General features: G+C 66.6%; 26 protein-coding genes. 12 read left to right on the top strand and 14 right to left on the bottom strand.

Translation table 11 applies throughout. From position 1 onward, the window contains the following. Positions 1 to 3 precede the first annotated feature (3 nt). From AB3G45_RS23390 to AB3G45_RS23425, 8 genes are all read right to left on the bottom strand, one after another. Complete coding sequence (locus AB3G45_RS23390; protein ID WP_367832815.1) at positions 4 to 303, bottom strand: chorismate mutase family protein; 300 nt, start codon at positions 301 to 303, stop codon at positions 4 to 6. A gap of 324 nt (positions 304 to 627) precedes the next feature. Next, positions 628 to 888, bottom strand: coding sequence for a hypothetical protein (locus AB3G45_RS23395; RefSeq protein ID WP_367832816.1), 261 nt, complete (start codon positions 886 to 888; stop codon positions 628 to 630). A 47-nt stretch (positions 889 to 935) separates the two neighbouring features. After that, positions 936 to 1,190, bottom strand: coding sequence for a hypothetical protein (locus AB3G45_RS23400; RefSeq protein ID WP_367832817.1), 255 nt, complete (start codon positions 1,188 to 1,190; stop codon positions 936 to 938). 583 nt (positions 1,191 to 1,773) lie between these two features. Further along, positions 1,774 to 2,943, bottom strand: a complete 1,170-nt coding sequence (locus AB3G45_RS23405) for a M20 aminoacylase family protein (RefSeq protein ID WP_367832818.1) — start codon at positions 2,941 to 2,943, stop codon at positions 1,774 to 1,776. Between the two features lies 1 nt (position 2,944). Next, positions 2,945 to 3,763, bottom strand: a complete 819-nt coding sequence (locus tag AB3G45_RS23410; RefSeq protein WP_367832819.1) for an ABC transporter permease subunit — start codon at positions 3,761 to 3,763, stop codon at positions 2,945 to 2,947. Then, complete coding sequence (locus AB3G45_RS23415; protein WP_367832820.1) at positions 3,763 to 4,491, bottom strand: ABC transporter permease; 729 nt, start codon at positions 4,489 to 4,491, stop codon at positions 3,763 to 3,765. Before AB3G45_RS23415 ends, AB3G45_RS23410 begins: the two co-directional genes overlap by 1 nt. Positions 4,492 to 4,560: 69 nt before the next feature. Next, complete coding sequence (locus AB3G45_RS23420; protein WP_367832821.1) at positions 4,561 to 5,343, bottom strand: transporter substrate-binding domain-containing protein; 783 nt, start codon at positions 5,341 to 5,343, stop codon at positions 4,561 to 4,563. A gap of 28 nt (positions 5,344 to 5,371) precedes the next feature. Next, complete coding sequence (locus AB3G45_RS23425) at positions 5,372 to 6,145, bottom strand: ABC transporter ATP-binding protein (RefSeq protein ID WP_367832822.1); 774 nt, start codon at positions 6,143 to 6,145, stop codon at positions 5,372 to 5,374. A gap of 212 nt (positions 6,146 to 6,357) precedes the next feature. Between AB3G45_RS23425 and AB3G45_RS23430 the strand changes: the two genes are divergently transcribed. The 5 genes from AB3G45_RS23430 to AB3G45_RS23450 all read left to right on the top strand — a co-directional run bounded on the left by AB3G45_RS23430 (position 6,358) and on the right by AB3G45_RS23450 (position 11,752). Then, positions 6,358 to 7,236, top strand: a complete 879-nt coding sequence (locus AB3G45_RS23430; protein WP_367832823.1) for a dimethylarginine dimethylaminohydrolase family protein — start codon at positions 6,358 to 6,360, stop codon at positions 7,234 to 7,236. A gap of 10 nt (positions 7,237 to 7,246) precedes the next feature. Further along, a complete protein-coding gene (locus tag AB3G45_RS23435; protein ID WP_367832824.1) occupies positions 7,247 to 7,885 on the top strand; it encodes a TetR family transcriptional regulator C-terminal domain-containing protein in 639 nt (212 codons plus the stop codon). A 30-nt stretch (positions 7,886 to 7,915) separates the two neighbouring features. Then, the gene (locus AB3G45_RS23440) at positions 7,916 to 9,106 is read left to right on the top strand and encodes a pyridoxal phosphate-dependent aminotransferase (protein ID WP_367832825.1); all 1,191 of its coding nucleotides are present in this window, start codon (positions 7,916 to 7,918) and stop codon (positions 9,104 to 9,106) included. After that, the gene (locus tag AB3G45_RS23445) at positions 9,103 to 10,710 is read left to right on the top strand and encodes a 5-guanidino-2-oxopentanoate decarboxylase (RefSeq protein WP_367832826.1); all 1,608 of its coding nucleotides are present in this window, start codon (positions 9,103 to 9,105) and stop codon (positions 10,708 to 10,710) included. Before AB3G45_RS23440 ends, AB3G45_RS23445 begins: the two co-directional genes overlap by 4 nt. Positions 10,711 to 10,864: 154 nt before the next feature. Then, complete coding sequence (locus AB3G45_RS23450) at positions 10,865 to 11,752, top strand: hypothetical protein (protein WP_367832827.1); 888 nt, start codon at positions 10,865 to 10,867, stop codon at positions 11,750 to 11,752. Between the two features lie 50 nt (positions 11,753 to 11,802). Here the strand turns inward: AB3G45_RS23450 and mscL are convergent, their stop codons facing one another. Next, positions 11,803 to 12,243: a large conductance mechanosensitive channel protein MscL gene (gene mscL, locus AB3G45_RS23455; protein ID WP_367832828.1), complete on the bottom strand. Its 441-nt coding sequence runs from the start codon at positions 12,241 to 12,243 to the stop codon at positions 11,803 to 11,805. A gap of 184 nt (positions 12,244 to 12,427) precedes the next feature. On the opposite strand from mscL, the gene AB3G45_RS23460 reads away from it, so the two are divergent. Continuing rightward, the gene (locus AB3G45_RS23460) at positions 12,428 to 15,928 is read left to right on the top strand and encodes a NahK/ErcS family hybrid sensor histidine kinase/response regulator (RefSeq protein WP_367832829.1); all 3,501 of its coding nucleotides are present in this window, start codon (positions 12,428 to 12,430) and stop codon (positions 15,926 to 15,928) included. Positions 15,929 to 15,931: 3 nt separating this feature from the next. Here AB3G45_RS23460 and AB3G45_RS23465 read toward each other — a convergent pair whose 3' ends face one another. Together AB3G45_RS23465 and AB3G45_RS23470 are read right to left on the bottom strand one after the other, a co-directional pair. After that, positions 15,932 to 16,585 (bottom strand): response regulator, encoded by a 654-nt coding sequence (locus tag AB3G45_RS23465; protein WP_367832830.1) that lies wholly within the window; start codon positions 16,583 to 16,585, stop codon positions 15,932 to 15,934. A 69-nt stretch (positions 16,586 to 16,654) separates the two neighbouring features. Further along, a complete protein-coding gene (locus AB3G45_RS23470; protein WP_367832831.1) occupies positions 16,655 to 17,083 on the bottom strand; it encodes a hypothetical protein in 429 nt (142 codons plus the stop codon). A 108-nt stretch (positions 17,084 to 17,191) separates the two neighbouring features. On the opposite strand from AB3G45_RS23470, the gene AB3G45_RS23475 reads away from it, so the two are divergent. From AB3G45_RS23475 to AB3G45_RS23485, 3 genes are all read left to right on the top strand, one after another. Continuing rightward, positions 17,192 to 17,539, top strand: a complete 348-nt coding sequence (locus tag AB3G45_RS23475; protein ID WP_367832832.1) for a DUF952 domain-containing protein — start codon at positions 17,192 to 17,194, stop codon at positions 17,537 to 17,539. Next, positions 17,539 to 18,624, top strand: a complete 1,086-nt coding sequence (locus tag AB3G45_RS23480; protein WP_367832833.1) for a quinone-dependent dihydroorotate dehydrogenase — start codon at positions 17,539 to 17,541, stop codon at positions 18,622 to 18,624. The genes AB3G45_RS23475 and AB3G45_RS23480 overlap by 1 nt, the downstream gene beginning before the upstream one ends. 138 nt (positions 18,625 to 18,762) lie before the next feature. After that, positions 18,763 to 18,948, top strand: a complete 186-nt coding sequence (locus AB3G45_RS23485) for a DUF2934 domain-containing protein (protein WP_367832834.1) — start codon at positions 18,763 to 18,765, stop codon at positions 18,946 to 18,948. A 23-nt stretch (positions 18,949 to 18,971) separates the two neighbouring features. On the opposite strand, the gene AB3G45_RS23490 is transcribed toward AB3G45_RS23485, so the two are convergent. Genes AB3G45_RS23490 through AB3G45_RS23500 form a run of 3 tightly spaced genes read right to left on the bottom strand, consistent with a single transcriptional unit; the run spans position 18,972 to position 21,120 of the window. Beyond that, positions 18,972 to 20,333 (bottom strand): MATE family efflux transporter, encoded by a 1,362-nt coding sequence (locus AB3G45_RS23490; RefSeq protein WP_367832835.1) that lies wholly within the window; start codon positions 20,331 to 20,333, stop codon positions 18,972 to 18,974. A 29-nt stretch (positions 20,334 to 20,362) separates the two neighbouring features. Beyond that, a complete protein-coding gene (locus AB3G45_RS23495; protein WP_367832836.1) occupies positions 20,363 to 20,851 on the bottom strand; it encodes a CAP domain-containing protein in 489 nt (162 codons plus the stop codon). 2 nt (positions 20,852 to 20,853) lie between these two features. Then, the gene (locus tag AB3G45_RS23500) at positions 20,854 to 21,120 is read right to left on the bottom strand and encodes a DUF6460 domain-containing protein (protein WP_023512405.1); all 267 of its coding nucleotides are present in this window, start codon (positions 21,118 to 21,120) and stop codon (positions 20,854 to 20,856) included. Positions 21,121 to 21,264: 144 nt separating this feature from the next. On the opposite strand from AB3G45_RS23500, the gene AB3G45_RS23505 reads away from it, so the two are divergent. The 3 genes from AB3G45_RS23505 (at position 21,265) to AB3G45_RS23515 (ending at position 25,488) form a co-directional block, all read left to right on the top strand. Beyond that, the gene (locus AB3G45_RS23505) at positions 21,265 to 22,206 is read left to right on the top strand and encodes a methyltransferase domain-containing protein (RefSeq protein ID WP_367832837.1); all 942 of its coding nucleotides are present in this window, start codon (positions 21,265 to 21,267) and stop codon (positions 22,204 to 22,206) included. A 65-nt stretch (positions 22,207 to 22,271) separates the two neighbouring features. Next, positions 22,272 to 22,907 (top strand): YitT family protein, encoded by a 636-nt coding sequence (locus AB3G45_RS23510; protein ID WP_367832838.1) that lies wholly within the window; start codon positions 22,272 to 22,274, stop codon positions 22,905 to 22,907. A gap of 55 nt (positions 22,908 to 22,962) precedes the next feature. Next, the gene (locus tag AB3G45_RS23515) at positions 22,963 to 25,488 is read left to right on the top strand and encodes a ligase-associated DNA damage response DEXH box helicase (RefSeq protein WP_367832839.1); all 2,526 of its coding nucleotides are present in this window, start codon (positions 22,963 to 22,965) and stop codon (positions 25,486 to 25,488) included. Positions 25,489 to 25,499 lie beyond the last annotated feature (11 nt).

The raw sequence follows: 25,499 nt of genomic DNA on the forward strand, positions 1-25,499 counted from the left end.
CGCTTATTTCTCGCCGAGCAGCGTCTTCTCGTGGACGATGGCATGGTTGATGAGCCGTGCCCAGATCTCTTCGTAGAAGGCGCCGTCGAGGCCGAGGGCCCCGGCATTGCGGCGCGCATTGTCGCGCACTTCCTTAACGCGTTCCGGCACGTCCGCGGGGATGTCGAGGCCGGCCTTGATCTCGGCCGCCCGGCCGATGAAGCTCCAGCGCTCGGCGAAGAGCGCCATCAGCGCGCGGTCGATCCGGTCGATGTTCTCCCGGATGTCCGCCATCGTCGTGCAGTCTGCAGCCGTCTTCGCCATTGCGGTCTCCCTTGTCGGGACCCCGATAGCAGAGGAACGTTTTGGGGGGAAGGCACGCGCCTCGCCTGAGACGCAAGGCCACATGCAGGCCCGGGGGTTAAGCGGAAGGAGGGTGCGGTCCTGTCTTCCACTTGCGGGCCTGCATGCTGGCCGAAGCGGAACCTAGGCAAGCAAGCTGGCGCGAGGCTGGATGCTTTCACGTAACGTGAGGCCGCTTCGCAAGGCTACGGCGCGCCTCGACAAACAGCAGGAGAGAACGGCCCTGCGGGCACGAGAAACGCCCGGCGAGCCGGGCGCTTCGGAGACGAGAGAGGCAGTATGCTCTCAGTCGGCGACCACCGTGCGATCGAGACCCGGATAATAATCACCGTGGGCGGGGCCGATCCGTTGCGACCGGCGCTCCACGGGGGGATGGATATAGCCGTTCGCCATGCGGGCCTGCCGCTTGATTTCGATCATCCGGTCCTGCTTCGCGCTGGGCCAGATGCCTTCGTAGTAGCTGCCGCCGGCAAAGGCCGCCGAGCCGCCGAGCAGCGAGGCTGCAAGCAGGGTGGCGGCGAAAGTGGCGTTGAGGGACTTTCTCATCGTTCCGTTCCTTTGGTCAGTCTTGGGAGTGGTCATGCGGCGGGCGGTCAGCGATCGTCCCTGTCGAGACCCCTGTAATAGTCGCCATTGGCGGGGCCGACGGCTGCCGCGACCGTCGTGGAGGCAACCTCGCTCCTGCCGATGCTGTGCGTAGTCACGCGGTCGACGGTCTGGCTCTGGGTCTGGCCGCGGTCGATGCCGCGATAGTATTCGCCGTCACCACCGGCCAGCGCTGCGGTGCTGCCGTAGACGGAGGCGGCGAGGAGGGCGGTCACGAAGGTCGTGCTCAAGGTCTTGGTCATTGTCTGTTCCTTCCATATATGCATCTTGAAACGGGCTTGCCGCGGCGGCGCGGCGCGCCTGCCGGCGAGGGCGACGGGGATGGTCCGGCATGTCGCCGGGAAGCGCCGGATGGCGGCGCCCGCAGGTCTCTTGCCTTCGATAGGATCCGGCATCGTCATTCCCCTTCGCCTTCCGGAAGCGACCCTTCGCCGCTTCCGTGAAATAAAGATGGTCCCTCAATTTGCGGGATGGAAGGGTTTCAAATTGGAAACGGGCGTCAACGTTTCTTGAACAATGAAAAGGGCAGCGGCGGCGCACAACCGGACGGCCGGAAATCGGCAAAACCGTCCAAATGGACGGTTTTATGAAAGGAAAACCTCAACAACCAAGCATCTGAATAATATGGGAAATAATCATCCTTCTCATTCCGAAGGACGAGGGGCGCACGCGAGGGATGCACAAGAAGAAGGCGGTGTTCCCAATTGTGGCGTGGAAAGCCGCAGCGCCTGTTTCAAGAGCTTCACGAATGTGTGAAGGCCGAAAAAACGCGCCGAAATCGCTTTCGGCGCGCGCTGAATTGTGTCGAAATCGTGTCGGAACGGCCTAGCCGACGCGCAAATAGTGCTCGGCCAGCTCCGTCCAGAAGGCGGCGCCGACCGGCAGGAGATCGTCGTTGAAATTGTAGCCGGGATGGTGAAGCGACTTGTCGTTTTCGCCGCCCTTGCCGCCGAGGAAGAAATAGGTGCCCGGCCGCTCCTTCAGCATATAGGCGAAATCCTCGCTGCCCATGAAGGGACGGGCGAGATCGACCACCTTGTCGGCACCGGCGAAGCGGATGGCGAGGTCCCGCACAAGATCCGTCTCGGCCTTGTGGTTGACCGTCGCATCGTAGAAGCGCTGGTAGTCCACGGTGGCGCTCATGCCGTAGCTTTCGGCCTGACGCCCGGCGACAAGGCGGATGCGGCGTTCCAGCTCGTCGCGCACGGCGGCATCGAAGGAGCGGATACCGACGATGATCTCGGCGCGGCTCGGAATGATGTTGCTCGCCGAACCCGAATGGAACGAGCCGACGGTCACCACCGTCGGATCGAGCGGGTGCATGTTGCGCGAGACGATGGTCTGCAGCGCCATGACGATCGAGGCGCCGCAGACGATCGGGTCCAGCGTCTCCTGCGGCTCCGCGCCGTGGCCGCCGACGCCGTTCACCGTGATGCGCGCCTCGTCGACCGCCGCCATGATCGGCCCTTCGCGCAGCGCGAACTGGCCGAAGGGCAGGCCCGGCTCGTTGTGCAGGGCGAAGACGGCATCGCAGGGGAACCTGTCGAACAGCCCCTCCTCCACCATGATCTTCGCGCCGCCGAAATTCTCTTCCGCCGGCTGGAAGATGAGGTGCACGGTGCCGTCGAAATTGCGCCGCTCCGCGATGGCCCTGGCCGCTCCCAGCAGCATGGTCGTGTGCCCGTCATGGCCGCAGGCATGCATCTTGCCGGGGGTCTTGCTGGCATAGGCAAGCCCGGTCTCCTCGACGATCGGCAGGGCGTCGATATCGGCGCGGATGCCGATCGCCTTCCGACCGGTGCCGTTCGTGAGCGTCGCCACGAGACCGGTTTTCGCAAGGCCGCGCGTGACCGTGTAGCCATAGCTTTCGAGATGGCGCGCCACGACATCGGAGGTGCGCACCTCTTCGAGGCCCAGTTCCGGATGCTCGTGCAGGTCGCGGCGGATGGCCACCATTTCCGGCATGGCGTTTTGCAGGGTCGTATGGATCGTCATGTCAGGCACCACGCGAAGGGATCTTGCTTTCGAAATAGCGGAAGGCCACCACCAGGATGGCGGTGAGGCAAAGATAGATGAGCGCCAGCAGCAGGAGCGGCTCATAGGTGAGATAGGTCGCCTGCCGCACCTTGGAGATGACGGCATAGGCGTCGATCACGGTGATGGTCGCGACCAACGGCGTCGATTTCAGTTGCAGCACGGTTTCGCCGTTCAGCGTCGGCAGCGCGCGGTAGACGGCGCGCGGCAGCCAGATGCGGCGGAACAGGGTGAAGCGGCTCATGCCGTAGGCGCGCGCGGCCTCCAGCTCACCGGGCGGCACACCGGCGAAGGCGCCGCGCATCACCTCGCCCTCGTAGGCGGCGAAGGAAATCGTCAGCGCGGCAACGCCATAGGGCCAGGATTCGCGCAGATAGGGCCAGAGGAAGGAATTGCGGATTTCCGGGAACTGCGGAAAGAGCGAGCCGAGGCCGTAGTAAAGCAGCCAGAGCTGCAGCAGCAGCGGCGTGCCGCGAATGATCGTGCAGAAGCCTTTCGCCAGAAACTTCAAGGGCCAGGGGCCTGTCACCTGCACGAGGCCGATCGGCACGGCGAGGAAGAAGCCGAGGATCGAGGTCGTAAACAGCATGAGGAGCGTGACGCCGACGCCATAGGCGAGCGCCCCGGAATATTTCGGCACCCATTCCCAGCGCATGAACCAGACGACGCAGAAGACGAAGACCGCGGCGATCGCCATCAGCACGATGCGATGCGGCTTGAAGAAGCTCTGCCTGCTCGGCAGGTCGGTGAGCGCGGTGGCGGAAACGGTCTCGTCAGCCATCACGCGGTCCTCGCCATGCCGCGCCGGTAGTGGCGCTCGATGAGGCCGATCAGCACGTTGGAGACCAGCGTGATCATGAGATAGAGAACCCCGGCCGCGCAGAAGAACAGCAGGTAGGACTTGGTGCTGCCCGCCGCCTGGCGCGTCACCAGCGTCAGTTCGGAGAAGCCGACCACGGCGAGCAGCGCTGTATCCTTGGTGGCGATGAGCCAGAGGTTGGAGAGACCCGGAATGGCATGCGGCAGCATGGCGGGCAGCGTGACACGGCGCATGATCTGCACCGGCGACATGCCATAGGCCCGCGCCGCCTCGATCTGCCCCGCCGGCACCGCCTTGATCGCGCCGCGGATGACCTCGGTGGAATAGGCGCCCTGCACGACGCCGATGACGAAGATGCCCGCCGCAAGGCCGCTGATATCCATCTGGCCCCAGCCGAGGGCGGCGGAAATCTGGTTCAGCACGTCCGTGCCGGCATAATAGAGGATGAGGATCAGCACGAGTTCCGGCACCGCGCGCACCAGCGTGGTGTAGACCTCCAGCAAGTCCTTTACGATCGGGCCGCCGTAGAGCTTGCCCATGGCACCGCCGGTGCCGAGGACGAGGCCGAGCCCATAGCCACCGACGGCGATCTGGATGGAGTTCCATAATCCCGCCAGGAGCACCCCGCCCCAGCCGGGCGGTTCGAGCGCAAGCAGGCTCCAGTTGATCAGCGATCCGGCATCGGCCATGGGGTCTCGTGTCCGTTCGAGGAGATCAGCCGGCGGCAGGAGCCGCCGGCATCAGGCATGGACGGACGGTCAGCCGCCGTAGATGTCGAAGTCGAAGTATTTCTTCGAGAAGGTGTCGTAGGTGCCGTTCTCGCGGATCGCCTTGATGGCGGCGTTGATCTTGTCCTTCAGCTCCGTCTCGCCCTTGCGCAGGCCGACGCCGACGCCAAGCCCGAGCACCTCGGGATCGTCCTTGACCATGCCCTTCATGTCGCAGCAGGCGGCGCCCTGCTCGGACTTGAGGAATTCCAGCATCGCGACGGAATCGGCCTGCACCGCATCGATGCGGCCGGCGGCGAGATCGTTGTTGGCCTCGTCCTGCGTCTGGTATTCCTTCACCGTCGTACCGGCGGGCGCGAAATACTTGTTGGCGTAGACCTGGTGGATGGTCGCCACCTGCACGCCGAGCGTCTTGTCGGCAAGGCCTTCCGGCGTCGGCTCGAACTTGGCGTCCTTCGGGCCGATGACGCCCGGCAGGGAGTTGTAGTACTTGTCGGAGAAGTCGATTGTCTGCTGGCGCTCCGGCGTGATCGACATGGAGCCGATGATCATGTCGATCTTGTTGGAGGTCAGCGCCGGGATGATGCCGTCCCAGGCGACGGGCGTGACGACGCAATCGAGCTTGGCCTCGGCGCAGATCGCCTTCATGAAGTCCACTTCCCAGCCTTCCCAGTTGCCGGAGGCATCCGGCGAGGTGAAGGGCGGATAGGGCTCGGCGGCAAAGCCGACACGGACCTGCTGGGCCGCAGCGCCCGAAATGGCGGCAAGGCCGATCGCGGCGGCAAGGGCGATTGTCTTTACGGCACTCTTCATGATCTTCCCTCTGTTGGTTTTTTGCTTCTCAGTGGATGGAGCTGATGAACTTCTTCAGCCGCTCCGATTTCGGCGATCCGAACAGTTCGTCCGGCGGGCCCTGTTCCTCGATCACGCCGTTCGCCAGGAAGACGACGTGGCTTGCGACGTTGCGTGCGAACTTCATCTCGTGCGTGACGAGGATCATGGTGCGCTGCTCCTTGGCAAGGTCGCCGATGACGGAGAGCACCTCGCCGACCAGTTCCGGGTCGAGCGCGGAGGTGGGTTCGTCGAACAGCATGACATGGGGCTGGATGGCGAGCGCCCGGGCGATGGCCGCGCGCTGCTGCTGGCCGCCGGAGAGGAAGGCCGGATAGGCGTCGCGCTTCTCGTAGAGCCCGACGCGGCGCAACAGCGTCTCCGCCCGGGCGACCGCCTCGTCCTTCTTCACGCCGAGCACATGGACGGGTGCCTCGATGACGTTTTCCAGGATGGTCATGTGCTGCCAGAGATTGAAGCTCTGGAACACCATGCCGAGGCGCGAGCGCAGGCGCTGCACCTGCTTGCGATCGGCCGGCATCATGCCGCCGTGGCCGTCGTTCTTCATGGCGATCGTCTCGCCATGGATGGTCACCGATCCGGCGCTCGGCAGTTCCAGCATGTTGATGCAGCGAAGGAAGGTGGACTTGCCAGAGCCCGAACCGCCGATGATGGCGATGACGTCGCCCTCGTGCGCGCTCAGCGAAACACCTTTCAGAACATCAAGCGGCCCGAAGCGCTTGTGCAGGTCCCTGACCGCGATTGCCTCGGCGCGCTCCGTCATCGCGGAGCGGTCTCCGGCGCACGGAAAATCGATGCATGAACCATGCCAAATTCCCCTGTTTTTCAGCGTTCCCGCGGGCATCTTCGGCCCGTCGCGTCCTCTTATGAAATGCATCGTGGCACTTGTTAAGAAATTATTCAAGCGTATAATAGGCGCATCGCTGACTTTTCTGGCAGCGACCGTCCAAGATGATTTTCTCCCGGGAGTATGGAATGACCGCCTACGGTTCGCAGGAAATGTCGGCCCCCCTGATGCGTGTTCTGATGCGCCGCCCCGGCGCCAGCCTGAAGGGCGCCGATGCCGCCAAGTGGCATTACGGCCCGACCTTCGACGGCGCCCGCGCGGTCCATCAGTACAAGGCCTTCGCCGACCTCGTGGAAAGATCCGGCACCGAGATCATCTGGCTGGAGGACGAGGGCGACGGGCTTGCCGACGCCATGTTCACCCATGATCCCTCCTTGATGTCGGACCACGGCGCGATCCTCTTGCGCATGGGCAAGCCGCTGCGCGTCGCCGAAACGGCGCTGCACGAGAAGGCCTATGCCGAACGCCAGATCCCGATCCTCGGCCGCATCGAGGGCGAGGGCACCGTGGAAGGCGGCGACTGCATCTGGCTCGACGCCAAGACCCTGGTCATCGGCCGCGGCGTGCGCACCAACCAGGAGGGCATCGACCAGATCACGAGGATTCTCGCTCCCCACGGCGTCACGGTGCTTGCCTACGACCTGCCGCTCTGGCAGGGCGAGGAAGCCTGCCTCCACCTGATGAGCGTGATGAGCCCGCTGGCGGACGACCTTGCCCTCGTCTTCGCCCCGCTGCTGCCGGCCGCCTTCTACCAGTTGCTCAGGAAGCGCGGCATTCGCCTGATCGAGGCGCCGGCCGACGAATTCCACGCCAGCAACGGCCTGTCGCTCAACGTGCTGCCGACGCGGCCCCACGAGGTGATCATGGTCGAGGGCTTTCCGGCCACCAAGGCGGCGATGGAAGCGGCCGGCTGCACGGTTCAGACCTTCGAGGCCGACGCGCTGTGCATCGCCTGCGAGGGCGGGCCAACCTGCCTGACGCGGCCGGTGCTGCGCCGCGCCGCCTGACGAGGAGACCATGGCCCGCCGGACCTTCCATCGCGCCCCCGAGGCCGAACGCCGCCACGACCTGATCGAGGCGACGCTCGACTGCATCGCGGAATACGGCCTGGAGGGCGCGACGGTCCGGCAGATCGCCATCAAGGCGGGCGTGACGGCGGGCCTCATCCGGCACTACTTCCAGTCCAAGGAGCATATCCTGCAGGAAGCCTACCGGATCGTCATCGCCCGCCTCACCGAAAAGGCCGAGCGGGTGACGGGCGACCCCGAAACCCGGCTGCGTGACTTCATCGTCATCAACCTGACGGAGCCGGTCGCCAACAGCCGCAGCCTCTCGCTCTGGGCCTCGTTCATCAGCCGCGTCAGCGTCGACCCGGAACTCGCCGCCATCCACCGCGAGGGCTATCTGAGCTTTCGCAACGCGCTGGAGGGCCTGCTCGGCGATTTCCTTGCCGCCCGCGGCGAGGATGCCTCGCCGGAACGCTGCCGCAGGCTCGCCATCGCGATCAACGGCCTGCTCGACGGACTCTGGCTCGAAGGCTGCCTCGCCGGCGAGCTTTTCGAGGAAAGCGAACTCGTCGAGATCGCGCTGACCTCGATCGAAACCCTGCTCGGGCTGCGCTTGCGACCGCTCGGCGCCAACGGCCCCGGCCGATAAACGACACTCAAGGAAATGCGGAGGACGGCCATGCGCTATGCATCCATCACAGATCGGCTCGCCAGTCTCGGCTCTGAGAAATGGGCCATCCATGCCGAAGCGCGGCGCATGAAGGCCGAAGGCCAGGACATCATCGAACTGACGATCGGCGAGCCGGACGTGCCGCCGGATCCCGCGCTATTGGCCGAGGCCGTGCGCACCATGCATGCCGGCCGCTACCGCTATTCCAACGGCCGTGGCGAGCCCTCCGTGGTCGAGGCGCTGGTGCGCAAGTACCGCAAGCGCCGCGACGACGTCACCGCTGCCAACGTGCTGTGCTTCCCCGGCACCCAGACCGCGCTCTTCGCCGTCATGCTCGGCCTCGTGGAGGCCGGCGATGCCGTGCTCGTCGGCGACCCGCTCTATGCCACGTACGAGGGCGTCATCCGCGCCACCGGCGCCGAGCGCATCGCCGTGCCGCTGCGCCCGGAAAACAGCTTCCACATGAAGGCGGCCGACCTCGAGGCCGCCATCACGCCGGCCTGCCGGGTGCTGCTGCTCAACACGCCGCACAACCCGACCGGCGCGGTGCTGAGCGCCGCGGAGATCGCCGAGATCGGCGCCGTCTGCCGCAGGCACGATCTCTGGATCGTCTGCGACGAGGTCTATGAACAGCTCGTCTTCGGCGCGGCCTTCGCCTCGCCCTTCGACAATCCCGACCTTGCCGAGCGCACCGTCGTCGTCTCCTCCATCTCGAAGTCCCACGCCGCGCCGGGCTTTCGCAGCGGCTGGGCGATCGGTCCGGCGGATTTCTGCACGCGGCTGCTCTCGGTCTCCGAGACGATGCTGTTCGGCGGCCAGCCCTTCATCGCCGACATGACGGCCTATGCGCTCGACAACCCGATCTCGACCGCCGCCACGATGCGCGAGAGCTACAAGGGACGCGCCGCCCGTTTCGCCGATGCCCTGGCGCGCGCGCCCGGCCTGGCGCCGCTGCCGCCGGAAGCCGGCATGTTCATCGTCGTCGACGTTTCCGGGACGGGCATGAGCGGCGAGGATTTCGCCTGGACGCTCTTGCGCGAGGAACGGGTCGCGGTCATGCCGGGGTCCTCCTTCGGCGAGGAGGCGGAAGGCTTCATCCGCCTCAGCCTCACCGTGCCCGACGCCCATATCGACGAGGCCTGCCGGCGCATCGCCGCGCTCGCCGCCCGTTCCGCCCCGCCGAAGGAGCGCCGCGCATGAGCACGAAAACCGTCGGCGAGGTCCTGATCGACCTCCTGGAGGCGAACGGCGTGGAGGTCGTGTTCGGCATTCCCGGCGTGCACACGGTCGAGCTCTATCGCGGCCTTGCCGCCGCGAAGATCCGCCACATCACGCCGCGCCACGAACAGGGCGCCGGCTTCATGGCGGATGGATATGCCCGCGTTTCCGGCAAGCCGGGCGTCGCCCTCGTCATTACCGGCCCGGGCCTCACCAACACCATCACGGCGATGGCACAGGCGCGGCAGGATTCCGTGCCCATGCTGGTCATTTCCGGCGTCAACCGGCGCGATTCGCTCGGCCACGGCCGCGGCCTGCTGCACGAACTGCCGGACCAGCAGGGCATGATGAAGACGCTCGCCCTCTATTCGCACACGCTGCTCAATCCCGCCGACCTGCCACTCGTCATGGAACGCGCCTTCGCCGTATTGCTCTCCGGCCGCCCCGGCCCGGTGCATATCGAGATCCCGACCGACGTGATGGCGAAACAAATCGAGGCCGGCCGCTTTCCCGCTGCGGTCGCCACGCGCCCGCGCGCCGATGCGGAGACCCTGCAGCGCGCCGCCATCCTGTGCACCAATGCCTCGCGCCCCGTCATCCTCGCCGGGGGCGGCGCGGTGACGGCGGACGAGGAGATCCGCACGCTCGCCGAGCGGATCGGCGCCCCCGTCGTCACCACCGTCAATGGCCGCGGCATGCTCGCCGGCCATGCCCTGCGCGTGCCGGCCAGTCCCAGCCTCAAGGCCGTGCGCCGGCTGCTTGCCGATGCCGACCTCGTCGTCGCCTTCGGCACGGAATTCGGCCCGACGGACTATGACATCAATGTCGACAACGGCTTCCCGCGGCTGAAATCGCTGATCCGCATCGATATCGACGCCGCCCAGCTTGCCCGCACGCCGCAATCGGGACTGTCGATCTTCTCCAGTGCCAAGACGGCGGCGGCCGGCATGCTCGGCTTCCTCGAAGGCCACAAGGCGATCGGCAACGGCGCTACACGCGCCGAAACCGCCCGCAAGGGCGCCTGGAACGAGCTGACGGCGAAGATGCGGGCGGAAATCGGCGTCATCGACGCCATCTGGCGCACGCTGCCGAAGGCGATCATCGTCGGGGATTCCACCCAGGCCGTCTATGCCGGCAACTACTATTGCGATGCGCCGCGCCCGCGCAGCTGGTTCAACGCCGCAACCGGCTACGGCGCGCTCGGTTTTGCCCCGCCCGCCGCCGTCGGCGCGGCGCTCGCCGAGCCGGATGCGTCGATCGTCTGCCTTGTCGGCGACGGCGGCCTGCAGTTCTCCCTGTCGGAGATCGGCTCGGCGGCGGATGCGCAAGCGCGCGTGATCTTCCTCGTCTGGAACAATGACGGCTACCAGGAGATCGAGAACTTCATGGTGGAGGCCGGTATCACCCCGGAAGGAGTGAAACCCTCCGCGCCGGACTTCATCGCCATCGGCACCGCCTATGGCGTGCCCTCCGAACGCCTCGCCGACGTGCGGGACCTACCGGCCGCGCTGGAAAAGGCCGGCGCCCGCAACGGCCCGAGCCTGATCGAGATTCACCAGACGAAGACGGCCGGCGCCACGGCCTGATTCGCCGCAGCGCGGGATCGCCACACGATCGTCCGCGTGGCGACGGCGCGCCAGATCCTCACGGCTTTGCAAACCGTCGTTTATTTGTCATGGATGACGCCGCCGTCGACCACCCTTCGCGCCGACGGCCATCGGGAACGGACTCGCGTACAGGTTGGCCGACCACCAGACATCTTCACGACCGGTCTATGAACGGGCCCCGCCCCGCGCGCGGCCCGCTGCGCCCACGCTTCTCCAGCGGGCGCTCGACCTGGTGCCGATGCGCGACTTCGCCGCTGCGCATATCGGGTTCACCGGGCGGTTCAATCGGGCGGCGCGACGGCTCGACCGCGAAGGCGGGCCCGCCATCCTCGCCGCCCAGGCGCATTTCCATTTCGGCGAACGTCTGGTCATCCCCGTCGCGACCCGCCACCTGACCAGCCGGCTGCGCGACAATATCTCCGATCGCGGGCTGCTGCGCTGGATCGGCACGCATTTCCTCGACGGCAGCGACTGGAGCCGCATCGTCGAACCGCTGGAAAAATCCTCCTCCCATGCGGAGATCGCCGAACTCGTCGAGACGCGGCAGGATTTTCGCGCCGGCACGCGCTACCGGGCCTATGCGAAACGCATCGCGGACGGGGCGACGGTCAAGCGCAACCGCATCGCCATCGACACGACCGAGAAGCTCGACAATTTCTTCGAATATTACCTGGCGCTGATCGCCGACATCGAGAAGAACGGTATCGTGCCGCATTCCGATCTCGGCCTGCTCGGCCAGACCGGCCGGCGCCACCGCTGGACGCGCACGCTCTGGCAGGACCTTGCCGAGCGCGACATCGGCGTGGCGATCGATGCCGAGGGCCGCCTCGTCCGCCACACCAACGGCAAGCACCGCACGGCAGCGGCCCTTGCGCTCGGCATCGAGCGCATTCCCGTCGAGATCCGCCTGGTGCATGCCGGCTGGCTCTCGCGCCAGGGCGAACGGCTCGGCCTTTCTCCGGCCGACGCCCTCCTCGCCACGCTGGAAGAGGCCCGCATGACGGGCTGGCCCTCGACGTGAAAAGGCCCGGCGAACCGGGCCTTTCGTGTAACAATCCGCTGTAAAATGCTTCAGGCGACCGGACGGCTCTTGAGGAGGTCGCGGATCTCGGTGAGCAGCAGCACGTCTTCCGGCGGCGGCGCGGGCTCGGCGGCACCGGCGGCCTTCTCCTTCTCCAGCGACGCGCGCATGCGGTTCACGCCCTTGATCATCAGGAAGATGATCCAGGCGAGGATGAGGAAGTTGATGAACACGGTGATGAAGCTGCCGTAGGCAAAGACCGCGCCCTGCTCGCGGGCGGCTGCGAGCGACGTCGCCGTCACGTTGCTGGACAATGCGATGAAGTAGTTGGAGAAGTCGAAACCACCCCCGGTCAATGCACCGACGATCGGCATGACCAGGTCGTTGACGACAGATTCGACGATCTTGTTGAAGGCTGCACCGATAATGACGCCGACGGCAAGGTCCATGACATTGCCGCGGGCGATAAACGCCTTGAACTCATTGAGCATGAGGGTCTCCTGTTGCTGTAAAGCAAAGGCAACCTAGTTTAGTTTTCGCCTTGATGGAACTCCGCTCCGTCAATATCCGGGGGTTACGCACCGCTCCCTTTCACACCCGACCTTCGACGCAATTTCCTTCCCGCCCGCTTTGGCCTATTCTCGCGGCGAAGGCCGAAGGACTGCGGGAGGAACCATGCCGGGCTCGCTGATATTCGCCCTCGCGCTCGCCTATCTGCTCCTGCTCTTCGCGGTTGCAAGTTACGGCGACCGGAAGGCAAAGCGCACCGGCCGCACATCGAAGGGCCGGCCGCTGGTCTATGCGCTGAGCCTTGCGATCTACTGCACCTCCTGGACCTATTTCGGCGGCGTCGGCCTTGCCACGACCCACGGCCTCGAATTCGCCGGCATCTATATCGGCCCGATCCTGATGTTCACGCTCGGCATGCCGCTCATCCGCCGCATCGTGACGCTAGCCAAATCCGAACGCCTCACCTCGATCGCCGACTTCGTGGCCGCGCGCTACGGCAAGAATCCGGGCGTCGCCGCCGTCGTCGCCCTCATCTCGCTGATCGGCTACATCCCCTATATCGCGCTCCAGTTGAAGGCGGTCTCCAGTTCCGTTTCCGCCCTGGTCGACACGACCGGCTTCGGCATTGCCGCCTCCGGCGGCCTCATCGACCTGCCGCTGGTCGTCACGCTGTTCCTCGCCTGCTTCGCCATCGTCTTCGGCACGCGCCACACGGACGCCACCGAGCACCAGGACGGCCTCATCCTCGCCATATCCATGGAATCGCTGGTCAAGCTCATCGCCATGGCCTCTGTCGGCATCTATGTCATCTACTTCATGTTCGACGGGCCGGGCGACCTCTGGCGGCAGGCGGCGGAGAACGGACGCGTCATGCAGGCGCTGACCCACGAGACGCCGGTCGCGCGCTGGATCCTGCTCATCGTGCTTTCCGCCTTCGCCATCGTCATGCTGCCGCGCCAGTTCCACGTCACGGTCGTGGAGAACCGCACGGCGGGCGAGCTGCGCATGGCGGGCATCCTTTTCCCGCTCTACCTCGTCGCCATCAATCTCTTCGTGCTGCCGGTCGCCATCGGCGGCGTGCTCACCTTCGGCGGCCAGGGCGATGCCGACCTCTACGTTCTGACCCTGCCCTTCGCGCTCGACCAGCCGGTCCTCACGCTCATCGCCTTCATCGGCGGGTTCTCCGCCGCCACCGCCATGGTCATCGTCGCCTCGGTGGCGCTGTCCATCATGGTGTCGAACGACATCGTCATCCCGGTCGTGCTCAGGCGTAGCCTCATCGGCGGGGTCGAGCAGCAGGACGACCTGTCGCGCATGCTGCTGCGCATCCGGCGGCTCGCGATCTTCTTCGTGCTGCTGATGGGCTATGCCTATTATCGCGCCGCCACCGCCAATTCCGGCCTCGCCTCGATGGGCCTGCTCGCCTTCGCGGCGGCCGCGCAGGTGGCCCCGGCGCTGCTCGGCGGTCTCTTCTGGCGCAACGCCAATGCCCGCGGCGCCATGGCGGGCATGATCTCGGGCCTCGTCATCTGGGCCTACCTGCTGTTCCTGCCGAGCATCGGCGTCGCCGACAACGCCTATATCGCCGAAACCGTGCTCGGCTTCCTGTTTCCGGGCGCCACCCTCTTCACCGGCGAGAACGCCGACCCGCTGGTCAACGCCACGCTGCTCGCCATGATGGTGAATGTCGGCGCCTATATCGTCGGTTCGCTCACCCGCAACCCCACCTCGCTGGAACGGCTCCAGGCCGGCACCTTCATCCGCTCCAAGCCGCGCCTCGAACGGGCCTTCCGCGGCCGGCGCACCAAGGTGACGGTCAGGGACCTCAAGACCACCATCGCAAAGTATCTCGGCGAGGAGCGCATGCAGCGCTCCTTCCACACCTATGAACGGCAGGTCGGCCGCTGGCTGGAGGACAATTCGCCGGCCGATGCCGCCATCGTGCATTTTTCGGAGCAGCTTCTCGGCAGCGCCATCGGCTCCTCCTCCGCCCGCCTCGTGCTCTCGCTCGTGCTCCAGCGCATCGACGACACGCCGACGGACACGGACTGGCTGCTTGACCAGGCAAGCGAGGCCCTGCAATACAACCAGGACATGCTGCAGACCGCGCTCGGCCAGATGGACCAGGGCATCGCCGTCTTCGACAGCGCCGGCAACCTCACCGTCTGGAACCGCCGCTTCCGCCAGTTGCTCGACCTGCCGGAATATGTCGGCCAGGTCGGCTTCCCGCTCTCCGACATCGTCGACATCCTCGTCGAGCGCGGCGACATCGCGCAAGACGACCGCGAAGCGGCCGTCACGCGCACCATGACCTATGACGAGCCCTTCGCACTGGTGCTTGCCGGCGGCGAGCGCATCATCGAGGTACGCACCAATGCCATGCCGGAAAAGGGGTTCGTCTCCACCTATACCGACATCACCGACCGCGTGGCGGCCGACCGGGCGCTGAAACAGGTCAACGAGACGCTGGAGCAGCGCGTCGCCCAGCGCACCGTCGAACTCACCCGGGTCAACACGGAACTCGCCGAGGCGCGCGCGGCTGCCGAAGAGGCCAATATCAGCAAGACGCGCTTCTTCGCCGCCGCCGGCCACGACATCCTCCAGCCGCTGAACGCCGCGCGGCTCTATTCCTCCTCCCTCGTCGAACGGCTGGGCGAGACGGAGAATCGCGAGATGATCCACAACATCGATTCCTCGCTGGAATCGGTGGAGGCGATCCTCGGCGCCGTGCTCGACATTTCCCGCCTCGACACCGGGGCGATGAAGCCGCGCTTGCAGACGGTATTGCTGAAGGACCTCCTGAAGCGCATCGAGACCGATTTTGCGCCGATGGCGCGGGCGAAGAACCTGAAATTCACCGTTGTCCCCTCCTCGCTCGCCATCCGCACCGACCCGAACCTCCTGCGCCGCGTCGTGCAGAACCTCGTGTCGAACGCCATCAAATACACCAATGCGGGCACGGTTCTCGTCGGCGTCCGGCGCAAGGGGGCACACGCCCACATCCAGGTGCTCGATTCGGGCATCGGCATTCCCGCCTCGAAATTCCGCACGGTCTTCAAGGAGTTCGCCCGTCTCGACGAGGGCGCCCGCACGGCGCCGGGCCTCGGCCTCGGCCTTTCCATCGTCGACCGCATCTCGCGCGTGCTGTCGCATCCCGTCGAGCTGCAGTCGACGCCGGGGCGCGGCACCAGCTTCAAGGTGCGCGTGCCGATCGAGGCCGCCGCGAGCCGCCATATCGCCGACAAGCCCGCCGCCGTGCCGGCAGGCGACGAGCCGCTCAAGGGCCTGCGCGTCCTGTGCGTCGACAACGAGCCGAAAATCCTCGACGGCATGCGGCTCCTGCTCTCCGGCTGGGGCTGCACGGTGACGCTCGCCGAATCGGTGGCCACCGTCGAGGCGCTGGTTGCGAGCGGCCCTCCCGCCTTCGATGCGGTCATCGCCGACTACCATCTCGACGACGGCACCGGCATTGCCGCGATCGGGAAGCTCCGGGCGGCGCTCGCCCGCGAGGTCCCGGCCCTGCTCGTCACCGCCGACCGCACGCCGGACGTGCGCGCCGAGGCCGAGCGCGACAATATCCTCGTGCAGAACAAGCCCGTCCGCCCCGCCTCCATGCGGGCCTGGCTGACGCAGCTTTCCACGACGCAGCGCGAGGCGGCGGAATAGGTGTCAGGCGGCGGCCTGGGCGCTGCCGATCTTGCCGAGCTGGATGACCGCCTGGGTGCGGCTGTCGACGTTGAGCTTCAGGAGGATCGCCGAGACGTGCGCCTTGATGGTCGCCTCGGAGACGCCGAGTTCATAGGCGATCTGCTTGTTGAGCAGGCCTTCGGCGAGCATGGAGAGCACGCGCGACTGCTGCGGCGTCAGCGTGCGCAGCCGTGCGATGAGGTCCGCCACCTCGCTGTCCTGCTCCGGCCCGCGCACGTAGAAGCCGGGCGTATAGATGTTGCCCTCGATCACCGAGGCGATGCCCTCGCGGATATCCTCGATGGAGGCGGATTTGGAGATGAAGCCGGAGGCGCCGAGATCGAGCGCCCGGCGGATGGTGGCCGGATCGTCGCTCGCCGAGACGATGACGACGGGAAGGCTCTGGAACTCGGCACGCAGCGAGATCAGGCCGGACAGGCCGCTGACGCCCGGCATGGCGAGGTCGAGGAGCATGAGGTCGGCGTTCGGATTTCCGGCGGCCGCCTTGCGCGCCGCCTCGAAATCGCCCGCCTCGACGATGTCGGGATCGCCCGCCATTCCGGTCAGCGCCTGTTTCAGCGCGCCGCGGAACAGCGGATGATCGTCCGCGATGATGATCGTGAGTGCCGATGCCATGCGCTCCCTCCCCGGAGTAGACGGACCCGCGACGGACACAGCACAGCCTTGGTCGGCGAAGGATGTCCGTCAGGTCTTCTGCGGGATCGCGTCTTTCCCGGGGGTGGTTTCCTCCTCACCCTCCTCCAGGTTTTTCACGATGCCCATGAACCTTTGCATCATCTTTTCCATGATGGTCATGGTCCGGTCAATCTCTTCATCCGTGGGCAAGGACGGTTTTGCGGCCGTCTCGCCCGTCACGCCGCCTTTTTCCAGCGCCTCGACGCGCTTGGTGAGGAGGTCGAGCTCCTTTTCGAAGGCCGCGCGCTCGTCCGCCGCCATGCGGCAGACGATCTGGCCCTCCTTTTCCCGGCACAGCGAGACCTCGCCCGTCGCGGTGTCGAGGCGGACGAAGCCGCCGTCCGTCTTCTCCATGCGGTAGCGTCCCTCGCCCTCGGCCTGGGCGGAACCGGCCGCGAGGGCAGCGACGAAGATGAAAGGCAGAGCGTGAATTCGCATGCAAAATCCTCCAGGAGCCGGTTTGCGGGCCTATGCCGGTAGACATTCGCCGTTCTTTGCGGCAAGCGCTACCGTTGAAAAACAGCAGCCAGTGGAGGAACGGACGAGATGGCCAAAACAATCTACAAGATCGTTCCGGCAAGTCTGTGGCAGGCGGCCAAGGCGGCCGGAATTTTCGCTGGCGCGGCCATCGACCTTTCGGACGGCTTCATCCACTTCTCCACCGCCACGCAGGCCAAGGAGACGGCCGCCCGCCATTTCGCCGGCCAGGACGACCTCCTCCTCGTCGCCGTCGACGGCGAGGCGCTTGGCGACAAACTCGTCTACGAACCCTCGCGCGGCGGCGATCTCTTCCCCCATCTCTACGCCGCCCTTCCGCTCTCCGCCGTGCTCTGGGAAAAGCCCCTGCCGCTCGGGCCCGAGGGCGCCCACCAGTTTCCGGAGATGCCGCTCTGATGTCGCTCCTGTCCACCCTCGGCCGCAAGGGCCTCTTCCTCCTCGATCCCGAAATCGCGCACGGCCTGTCGATCGCCGCGCTGAAGGCCGGCGTCGTGCCCACCTGCCCGGCCAGGGCCGATCCGCGCCTCGCGCAGACCGTCGCCGGCCTTGCCTTCCCCAACCCGCTGGGCCTTGCCGCGGGCTATGACAAGAATGCCGAGGTGCCGGAGGCCCTCCTGCGCCTCGGCTTCGGCTTCACCGAGATCGGCACCGTTACCCCCCGCCCGCAGGAGGGCAACCCCAAGCCGCGCATCTTCCGCCTCGTGCAGGACGACGCCGTCATCAACCGCCTCGGCTTCAACAATGCCGGCCATGCGGCGGCGCTGACCCGGCTGAAGGCCTGCCGGCGCGATGCGCTGATCGGCGTCAATATCGGCGCCAACAAGGACAGCGCCGACCGCATCGCCGACTATGTCGCCGGCATCCGCACCTTCTACGACGTCGCGCGCTACTTCACCGCCAACATCTCCTCGCCCAACACGCCGGGGCTGCGCGACCTGCAGGCGAAGGAAAGCCTGCATGCGCTCTTGTCCGCCGTGCTCGCCGCGCGCAGCGAGGAGGCGGCGCGAACTGGCCGCCAGGTGCCGGTCTTCCTGAAGATTGCGCCCGATCTCACCGAGGAGGGCCTCGACGACATCGCCGAGGTAGCGCTCGCCCATCCGCTCGACGGGCTCATCGTCTCCAACACGACGCTGTCGCGCGACGGCCTCCGCGACACGCGGCAGGCCGGCGAGGCGGGCGGGCTTTCCGGCAAGCCGCTCTTCGAAAAATCGACCGTGGTGCTCGCCAAGATGCGCCGGCGCGTCGGCGAGACCCTGCCGATCATCGGCGTCGGCGGCGTCTCCAGCGCCGAGACGGCGGCGGAGAAGATCCGCGCCGGCGCGCACCTCGTGCAGCTCTATTCCTGCATGGTCTATGCCGGGCCGACGCTGCCCGGCGAGATCGTGAACGGCCTCTCGCGCATTTGTGATACCGAGCAGATCGCCTCGATTTGCGCGCTTCGCGGCACGCGCACTTCCCATTGGGCCGATCGCGCCCTGTGAGCGCCACACGGGAACCATAGTCGTCCTGAAGGGTTTCGGTCCTGCGGGTGGAGTGTTCGGCAAAAGCCGATTCGCATCGACGGTAGCCTGCACCGATCCCGCCTATAACGGCCGAAAAGGCCAGGAAGGGACGACACCATGAACGATCACGACGAACGTATCCGGCAAAGGGCCCACGAAATCTGGGAAGAAGAAGGCCGTCCGGAAGGCCGTGAATATTCCCATTGGCTGCGCGCGCGGGCCGAAATCCGCGCAGAGGACGGCGACGGTCCGACCCGACCGGAACGGCCCTGGACGATAGCAGGCCTCATCCAGCCGGTCTGACGGCAAAGCATCCGGGTCGGGGATCAGCCCCGGTCCGGTCCGGAAAACTGCCGCTGCGCCAGCCCCGGCAGGCGCAGCGCGAGAAAGATCCCGCGAAGGGCCAGGAACAGGTTGAGCGACAGCCAGAGGCCGTGATTGCCGAGGAGCGGCACGAAGACGGCGAGCGCCGCAAGATAGCCGACAAAGGCCAGGAGCATCATGTTGCGCATGGCATTCGACCAGGTCGCGCCGATATAGACCCCGTCCATCTGGAAGGCGAGGGCGCCGGTGACCGCCGTCAGGGCAGCCCAGGGCAGGTATTGCGCCGCCTCCGCCCTGACGCTGGTCGTCGTCGTCAGGAGGCCGATCACATCCGTGCCGAAGACGAGGAAGAGCAGCGTGGTGACGAGGCCGAGGCCGAGGGACCAGAGCATGGTGAGCTTCACCGCCCGGTCGAAGGCGGGGCGGAAATGCGCGCCGAAGGCCCGGCCGACGAGCTGTTCGGCGGCATTGGCAAGCCCGTCGAGATAGTAGCCGGCGACGAGAAAGATATTCATCAACACCGCATTGGCCGCCAGCGCCAGCGGGCCGAGCGAGGCGCCGATGCGCGTCATGATGGCGAAGGCGCCGATCAGCACGAAGGTGCGGATCATGATGTCGCGGTTGAGCGAGAACAGCGCCCGCAGCCGGTCCCGGGCTAAGACCTCGGCGCGCGAAGGCCGGTGCGACCGGTCGAAGCGCGAGACGACGATGAGGAAGCCGGCCAGCATGCCGATCGCCTCGCCGGCGAAGGTGCCCCAGGCGATCCCGGCAATGCCCCAGCCGAACCACAGGCCGAGCACGATCGACAGCACGATGTTGATGCCGTTGATGATCGCCTGCAGCACCAGCCCCATCACGCCCTGCCCGCGGCCGAGCACGAAGCCGAGCACGGCATAATTGGCGAGCGCCATGGGGGCGGCCAGCACGCGGATCATGAAATAGGTGGAGGTCACCGCGGCGACGCCGGCCGACGGCGCCATGAGGAACAGGCCGGCGGACAAGAGGAGCGGCGACAGCAGCGCGACCGCGAGCCCGCAACAGAGCGCGATGGCAAGCGAGCGCCAGTAGACCGCCTGCTCTTCCCGCCGATCGCCGCGCCCGAAGGCCTGGGCGACGAGGCCGGTGGTGGAGGCGCGCAAAAAGTTGAAGCTGCCGAGCAGGAGGTCGAACAGCACCGCGCCGATGGCAAGGCCCGCCAGCGCATCCGCCGAACCGAGCCGGCCGGCGACCGCCGTGTCGGTCAGCCCCATCAGCGGCGTCGTCAGGAAGCCGAGCGTCATGGGGATGGCGATCGCCAGCACCAGCCGGTGCGTCACCTCGAAGGGGCCTGCGCCCTCGTTCTCGCCTGCGGTCGCTGCGCTCACGGCCCTGCCCCCTCTCCTTCCGCCGGCTTTCAGCTCGACAGGACCATCGCCCAATAGGGCCGGTTACCCGACGCGGGATTGGAGACGACCGCGACGCCGAGGCCGCGGTAGCTTGTCCCAAGCATGTTTTCCAGGTGCTTCGGCGAACGATACCAGGCCGCGAAGGCCTCCGCCGCACTGTCCTGCCCGGCCGCGATGTTCTCGGCGGCCGGCAGCGGCACTTCCATGCCCTTCATGCGCTTCAGGAAATTCGCGCCGAAGCCGATATTGTGCTCCATCCTGCCGGCGCTCGCCATGCGGCTCGCCTGGTCCATGGCCGCGCGTTGCGCTGCCGTGTCGGAGGAAAGCGGCGCCAGGCCACGCTGGGCCCTGATCTTGTTGACGAAGGCGAGCGAGGCCGCCGTCTGGTCGCTGCCGGTGCCGGCCGAAGGCGTCAGCACGCCGGTGGTGGAACAGCCCGCCGCCAGCACGGCGACGGAGGCCGCGGAGGCGGCAAGGAAGGCGCGACGGGACATCATGGTCAGCGGCGGTAGCTCAGGACGCGGATGAGGATGAAGACGGGCACGACGATGACGGCGCCGAGCAGGAGGTAATCGCCCAGGCGGCCGAGCGTCTTGAAGCCGGTGTTCCAGAGATCGACGATGAAATCGCGCACGGCAAAGAGGATATCGTCCGGATAGAGCCCGAAGATCGACATCAGGAAGCCCACGGCCACCGACAGGATCAGGAGCTTGATGATCACGCGGATCGGTGTATCGCCGAGGAACCCGTTCACGCCATTCGACATCGGTTGATTCTCCAAAAACTCGTGTTCGTCCCAGATAAGCCGTCACCGCTCCCGCCGCAAGCAAGGGGTTCTCGCGAGAATTCGCTTGCCTTTTGCCGCGGCCCTGCCATGTAGCGCCGTCCGTTTTCCCGTTTTCGAGCCCCCATGACGAGCCCGCACTTCTCTTCCGGCGATCTCATCGCCGACCGCCGCGCCGACTATGCCCGCATGTTCGCGGAATCGGGCGAGTTCGCGGAGGCTGCGGAACTCATGGAACAGGCGCTCGAACAGGTGCCCTTCTGGGCTGCCGGCTGGTTCCGGCTTGCCGAATATGCGGAGAAATCGGGCCGGAAGGAGGCGGCGACGGCCGCCCTTCAAAAGGTCGTCGCCCTCGACCCGGCCGATATCTTCGGCGCCGGCCTGAAACTCGCCGTGCTGGGCGCCGCCGAAGCGCCCCCCGCGCCCTCGACAGCCTATGTCGAGCGGCTCTTCGACGACTATGCCGACCGCTTCGACACCGCCCTCGTGCAACGGCTCGACTATACCGTGCCGCAAACGCTCGCCCGGCTGGTGCGCCGGCATGCGGGCGAGGATGCGCGTTTCGGCCTCGTCGCGGATATCGGCTGCGGCACCGGCCTCTTCGGCGTGGAACTGCGTGGCCATGCCGGCCGGCTCGAAGGCTTCGACCTTTCCGCCGGCATGCTGGCCAAAGCAGCGGAGAAAGGGGTCTACGACCATCTCGCGCAGGCCGACCTGTCGCTGCCGGCCGGAGAGAGCGGGCTTTTCAACGCTGCGCCGGAGGCACGGGCCGACCTCGTCGGCGCGGCCGACGTGCTGATGTATCTCGGCGACCTCGCCGAAGTCTTCCCGAGCGCCGCACGCCTTTTGAAGCCCGGCGGCCTCTTCGCCTTTTCCGTCGAGCACGGCGGGGCGGGCGATGCGCCGCTGCTGCGTCCCTCGCTGCGCTATGCCCATCCGGAACGCTTCATCCGCAAAAGGGCCGAGGAGAACGGCCTTGCCATCCTCGCCATGGAGACGAGCGTGATCCGCCAGGATGCCGGCCAGCCGGTGCACGGGCTGCTCTTCCTCGCAAAACGCGAGACCTAGCCGAAGGCAGCGCTTGCACCGGCCACCGCGCCCTATACAACAACAAAAACCCTCGGAGATCTGGCATGGACGGCGACAAGCGGCGTTTCGGCTTCTGGAACCCCACCCCCACCCGTCATACGCCGCTGGAAGACGCACAGGGCGTGTTCGCCAGCAGCATGATCGCCGCGCTCGGCCTTGCCCTGATGGGCAGCGCCGGGCTGGTGGCGAGCGGCACCGCCGGCGTCGCCTTCGTGCTGCACTACCTGACGGGCGTGAGCTTCGGCCTCTACTACACCGTCGTGAACATCCCCTTCTACATCCTGGCGCTGAACCGCCTGGGCTGGGCCTTTACGATCAAGACCGTGCTGGCGGTGACGATGACCTCGCTGATCACCGAGCTGCAGCCGCATTTCGTGACGATCGAGAGCATCGATCCGATGTGGACGGCGGTGCTGGCCGGCATCCTGCTCGGTTTCGGCCTGCTCGGCCTCTACCGCCACCGCGCCAGCCTCGGCGGCATCGGCGTGCTCGCGGTCTACATGCAGGAGCGTTTCGGCATCCGTGCCGGCCTCGTGCAGCTTGCGTTCGACGTCGTGGTGCTCATCGCCGCCTTCTCGGTGGCCGCACCCTTCATCGTGCTCTGCTCGGTGGTCGGTGCACTGGTGCTCAACCTCTTCCTGACGGTCAACCACCGCGCCGACCGCTACATCGCCATGTGAGGCTATTTTTCCGGGCACCGCTTCACATTCGTCCGACGCTCACTAGCTTAGGCTGGTGAGCACTAGCGATTCCACCACCGGCCCCAGCCTCCTGCCCGCCGCCTTCACCGCCTGGTTCTCGGCCAGGGGATGGCAGCCGCGTGCGCACCAGATGGAGCTTCTGGCGCGGGCGACGGCGGGCGAAAGCCTGCTGCTCATCGCACCGACCGGCGCCGGCAAGACGCTCGCCGGCTTCCTGCCGGCCCTCACCGACCTTGCGCGCCGCGGCAGGATTCCGCCCGGCAGCGCCTTCACCAGCATCCACACGCTCTACATCTCGCCGCTGAAGGCGCTGGCCGTCGATATCGAACGCAACCTGATGAAGCCGGTCGAGGAGATGGGCCTGCCCATCACCATCGAGACGCGCACCGGCGACACGCCGCAGGCCAAGCGCCAGCGCCAGCGCCTCAATCCGCCCGACATCCTGCTGACGACGCCCGAGCAGGTCGCCCTGCTCATCGCCAACGGTGAGGCGCCGCGCTTCTTCAAGGACCTGAAATACGTGATCTTCGACGAGCTGCATTCGCTCGTCACCTCCAAGCGCGGCCATCTCCTGTCGCTGGGGCTCGCGCGGCTGCGCCGCCTTGCGCCCGGCCTTCGCACCATCGGCCTGTCGGCCACCGTCGCCGAGCCGATGGACCTGCGCCGCTGGCTGGTCGCGCAACAACCGGGCGAGGCGCGGCATGCCGGCCTCGTCACGGCGCCCGGCGGCGCGCGGCCGATCATCACCATCCTGAAGAGCAAGGAGCGCGTGCCCTGGTCCGGGCATTCGGCGAAATACGCGATGCCCGAGGTCTACGAGGCGATCCGCGACCACAAGACGGCGCTGCTCTTCGTCAACACGCGCAGCCAGGCGGAAATCCTCTTCCAGGCACTCTGGAACATCAACGAGGACACGCTGCCGATCGCGCTGCATCACGGCTCGCTCGATGTCGGCCAGCGCCGCAAGGTGGAGGCCGCCATGGCGGAGAACCGCCTGCGCGCCGTCGTCGCCACCTCGACGCTCGACCTCGGCATCGACTGGGGCGACGTCGACCTCGTCATCCATGTCGGGGCGCCGAAGGGCGCCTCGCGGCTTGCCCAGCGTATCGGCCGCGCCAACCACCGGATGGACGAGCCGAGCCGGGCGATCCTGGTGCCCGCCAACCGCTTCGAGGTGATGGAGTGCCAGGCGGCGCTCGACGCCAACTATCTCGGCGCGCAGGATACGCCGCCGGTGGGCGACGGCGCGCTCGACGTGCTCGCCCAGCATGTCCTCGGCATGGCCTGCGCTGCGCCCTTCGACGAGGATGCGCTCTTTGCCGAGATCACCGCCGCCGCGCCCTATACCGGCCTGCCGCGGGAAAAATTCGGCCGCATCGTGCAGTTCGTCGCGACCGGTGGCTATGCGTTGAAGACCTATGAACGCTATGCCCGCATCCGCAAGACACAGGGCGGGCTGTGGCGCGTCTCCAACCCGCAGGTCGCCCAGCAATATCGGCTGAACCTCGGCACGATCGTCGAGATGCCGATGCTGAACGTGCGCATGGTCAGGCGCGGTGCCAAGGGCGCGATCGGCCGCGGCGGGGCCTCGCTCGGCAAGGTGGAGGAATATTTCCTCGAAATGCTGGCGCCCGGCGACACATTCCTGTTCTCCGGCAAGGTGCTGCGCTTCGAGGGTATCCGCGAGAACGAATGCCTCGTCTCCCAGGCCTTCTCGCTCGATCCGAAGGTGCCGGCCTATGCCGGCGGCAAGTTCCCGCTCTCCACCTATCTCGCCGACCAGGTGCGCAGCATGCTGGACGATCCCGACCGCTGGGGCGGGCTACCAGAACAGGTGCGCGACTGGCTGGCCCTGCAGCGCGACGTCTCCGCCCTGCCCAAGCGCGACGAACTGCTCATCGAGACCTTTCCGCGCGGCAGCCGGTACTACATGGTCGCCTATCCTTTCGAGGGGCGGCTGGCGCACCAGACGCTCGGCATGCTGCTGACACGTCGGCTGGAGCGCGCCGGCCGCCGCCCGCTCGGCTTCGTCGCCACGGACTATTCGCTCGCCGTCTGGGCGCTCGACGACCTCGGCTACAGCTTTGCCGTGGAGCGCCCGTCGCTGGCAAACCTCTTCGACGAGGACATGCTGGGCGACGACCTGGAGGCCTGGCTCGACGAGAGTTTCATGCTGAAGCGCACCTTCCGCAATTGCGCCGTGATTGCCGGGCTTATCGAGCAGCGCCATCCGGGCAAGGAAAAGACCGGGCGGCAGGTCACCGTTTCCGCCGACCTGATCTACGACGTGCTGAGAAGCCACGAGCCGGACCACATCCTGCTCGAGGCCACACGCCACGATGCGGCGGCGGGGCTTTTGGATATTCAGCGATTGGGCGATATGCTGGCGCGAATCAAAGGCCACATCACCCACCGGCGGCTCGACCGTATATCGCCGCTCGCCGTGCCGATCATGCTGGAAATCGGCAGGGAGCCGGTGGCGGGCGAGGCGCAGGATTCTCTGCTGGCGGAAGCGGCGGAGGACCTGATCGCCGAGGCGATGAGCACGGCCCCTGTCTGAAGGGCCATCGA

Source organism: Shinella sp. S4-D37, from assembly GCF_040812195.1.
Lineage (GTDB): Bacteria > Pseudomonadota > Alphaproteobacteria > Rhizobiales > Rhizobiaceae > Shinella.

Bases quoted from the DNA above. Each gene is read 5' to 3' on its own strand.
- AB3G45_RS23390 (WP_367832815.1), bottom strand. From the start codon at position 303: ATGGCGAAGACGGCTGCAGACTGCACGACGATGGCGGACATCCGGGAG.
- AB3G45_RS23395 (WP_367832816.1), bottom strand. From the start codon at position 888: ATGAGAAAGTCCCTCAACGCCACTTTCGCCGCCACCCTGCTTGCAGCC.
- AB3G45_RS23400 (WP_367832817.1), bottom strand. From the start codon at position 1,190: ATGACCAAGACCTTGAGCACGACCTTCGTGACCGCCCTCCTCGCCGCC.
- AB3G45_RS23405 (WP_367832818.1), bottom strand. From the start codon at position 2,943: ATGACGATCCATACGACCCTGCAAAACGCCATGCCGGAAATGGTGGCC.
- AB3G45_RS23410 (WP_367832819.1), bottom strand. From the start codon at position 3,763: ATGGCTGACGAGACCGTTTCCGCCACCGCGCTCACCGACCTGCCGAGC.
- AB3G45_RS23415 (WP_367832820.1), bottom strand. From the start codon at position 4,491: ATGGCCGATGCCGGATCGCTGATCAACTGGAGCCTGCTTGCGCTCGAA.
- AB3G45_RS23420 (WP_367832821.1), bottom strand. From the start codon at position 5,343: ATGAAGAGTGCCGTAAAGACAATCGCCCTTGCCGCCGCGATCGGCCTT.
- AB3G45_RS23425 (WP_367832822.1), bottom strand. From the start codon at position 6,145: ATGACGGAGCGCGCCGAGGCAATCGCGGTCAGGGACCTGCACAAGCGC.
- AB3G45_RS23430 (WP_367832823.1), top strand. From the start codon at position 6,358: ATGACCGCCTACGGTTCGCAGGAAATGTCGGCCCCCCTGATGCGTGTT.
- AB3G45_RS23435 (WP_367832824.1), top strand. From the start codon at position 7,247: ATGGCCCGCCGGACCTTCCATCGCGCCCCCGAGGCCGAACGCCGCCAC.
- AB3G45_RS23440 (WP_367832825.1), top strand. From the start codon at position 7,916: ATGCGCTATGCATCCATCACAGATCGGCTCGCCAGTCTCGGCTCTGAG.
- AB3G45_RS23445 (WP_367832826.1), top strand. From the start codon at position 9,103: ATGAGCACGAAAACCGTCGGCGAGGTCCTGATCGACCTCCTGGAGGCG.
- mscL (WP_367832828.1), bottom strand. From the start codon at position 12,243: ATGCTCAATGAGTTCAAGGCGTTTATCGCCCGCGGCAATGTCATGGAC.
- AB3G45_RS23460 (WP_367832829.1), top strand. From the start codon at position 12,428: ATGCCGGGCTCGCTGATATTCGCCCTCGCGCTCGCCTATCTGCTCCTG.
- AB3G45_RS23465 (WP_367832830.1), bottom strand. From the start codon at position 16,585: ATGGCATCGGCACTCACGATCATCATCGCGGACGATCATCCGCTGTTC.
- AB3G45_RS23470 (WP_367832831.1), bottom strand. From the start codon at position 17,083: ATGCGAATTCACGCTCTGCCTTTCATCTTCGTCGCTGCCCTCGCGGCC.
- AB3G45_RS23475 (WP_367832832.1), top strand. From the start codon at position 17,192: ATGGCCAAAACAATCTACAAGATCGTTCCGGCAAGTCTGTGGCAGGCG.
- AB3G45_RS23480 (WP_367832833.1), top strand. From the start codon at position 17,539: ATGTCGCTCCTGTCCACCCTCGGCCGCAAGGGCCTCTTCCTCCTCGAT.
- AB3G45_RS23485 (WP_367832834.1), top strand. From the start codon at position 18,763: ATGAACGATCACGACGAACGTATCCGGCAAAGGGCCCACGAAATCTGG.
- AB3G45_RS23495 (WP_367832836.1), bottom strand. From the start codon at position 20,851: ATGATGTCCCGTCGCGCCTTCCTTGCCGCCTCCGCGGCCTCCGTCGCC.
- AB3G45_RS23500 (WP_023512405.1), bottom strand. From the start codon at position 21,120: ATGTCGAATGGCGTGAACGGGTTCCTCGGCGATACACCGATCCGCGTG.
- AB3G45_RS23505 (WP_367832837.1), top strand. From the start codon at position 21,265: ATGACGAGCCCGCACTTCTCTTCCGGCGATCTCATCGCCGACCGCCGC.
- AB3G45_RS23510 (WP_367832838.1), top strand. From the start codon at position 22,272: ATGGACGGCGACAAGCGGCGTTTCGGCTTCTGGAACCCCACCCCCACC.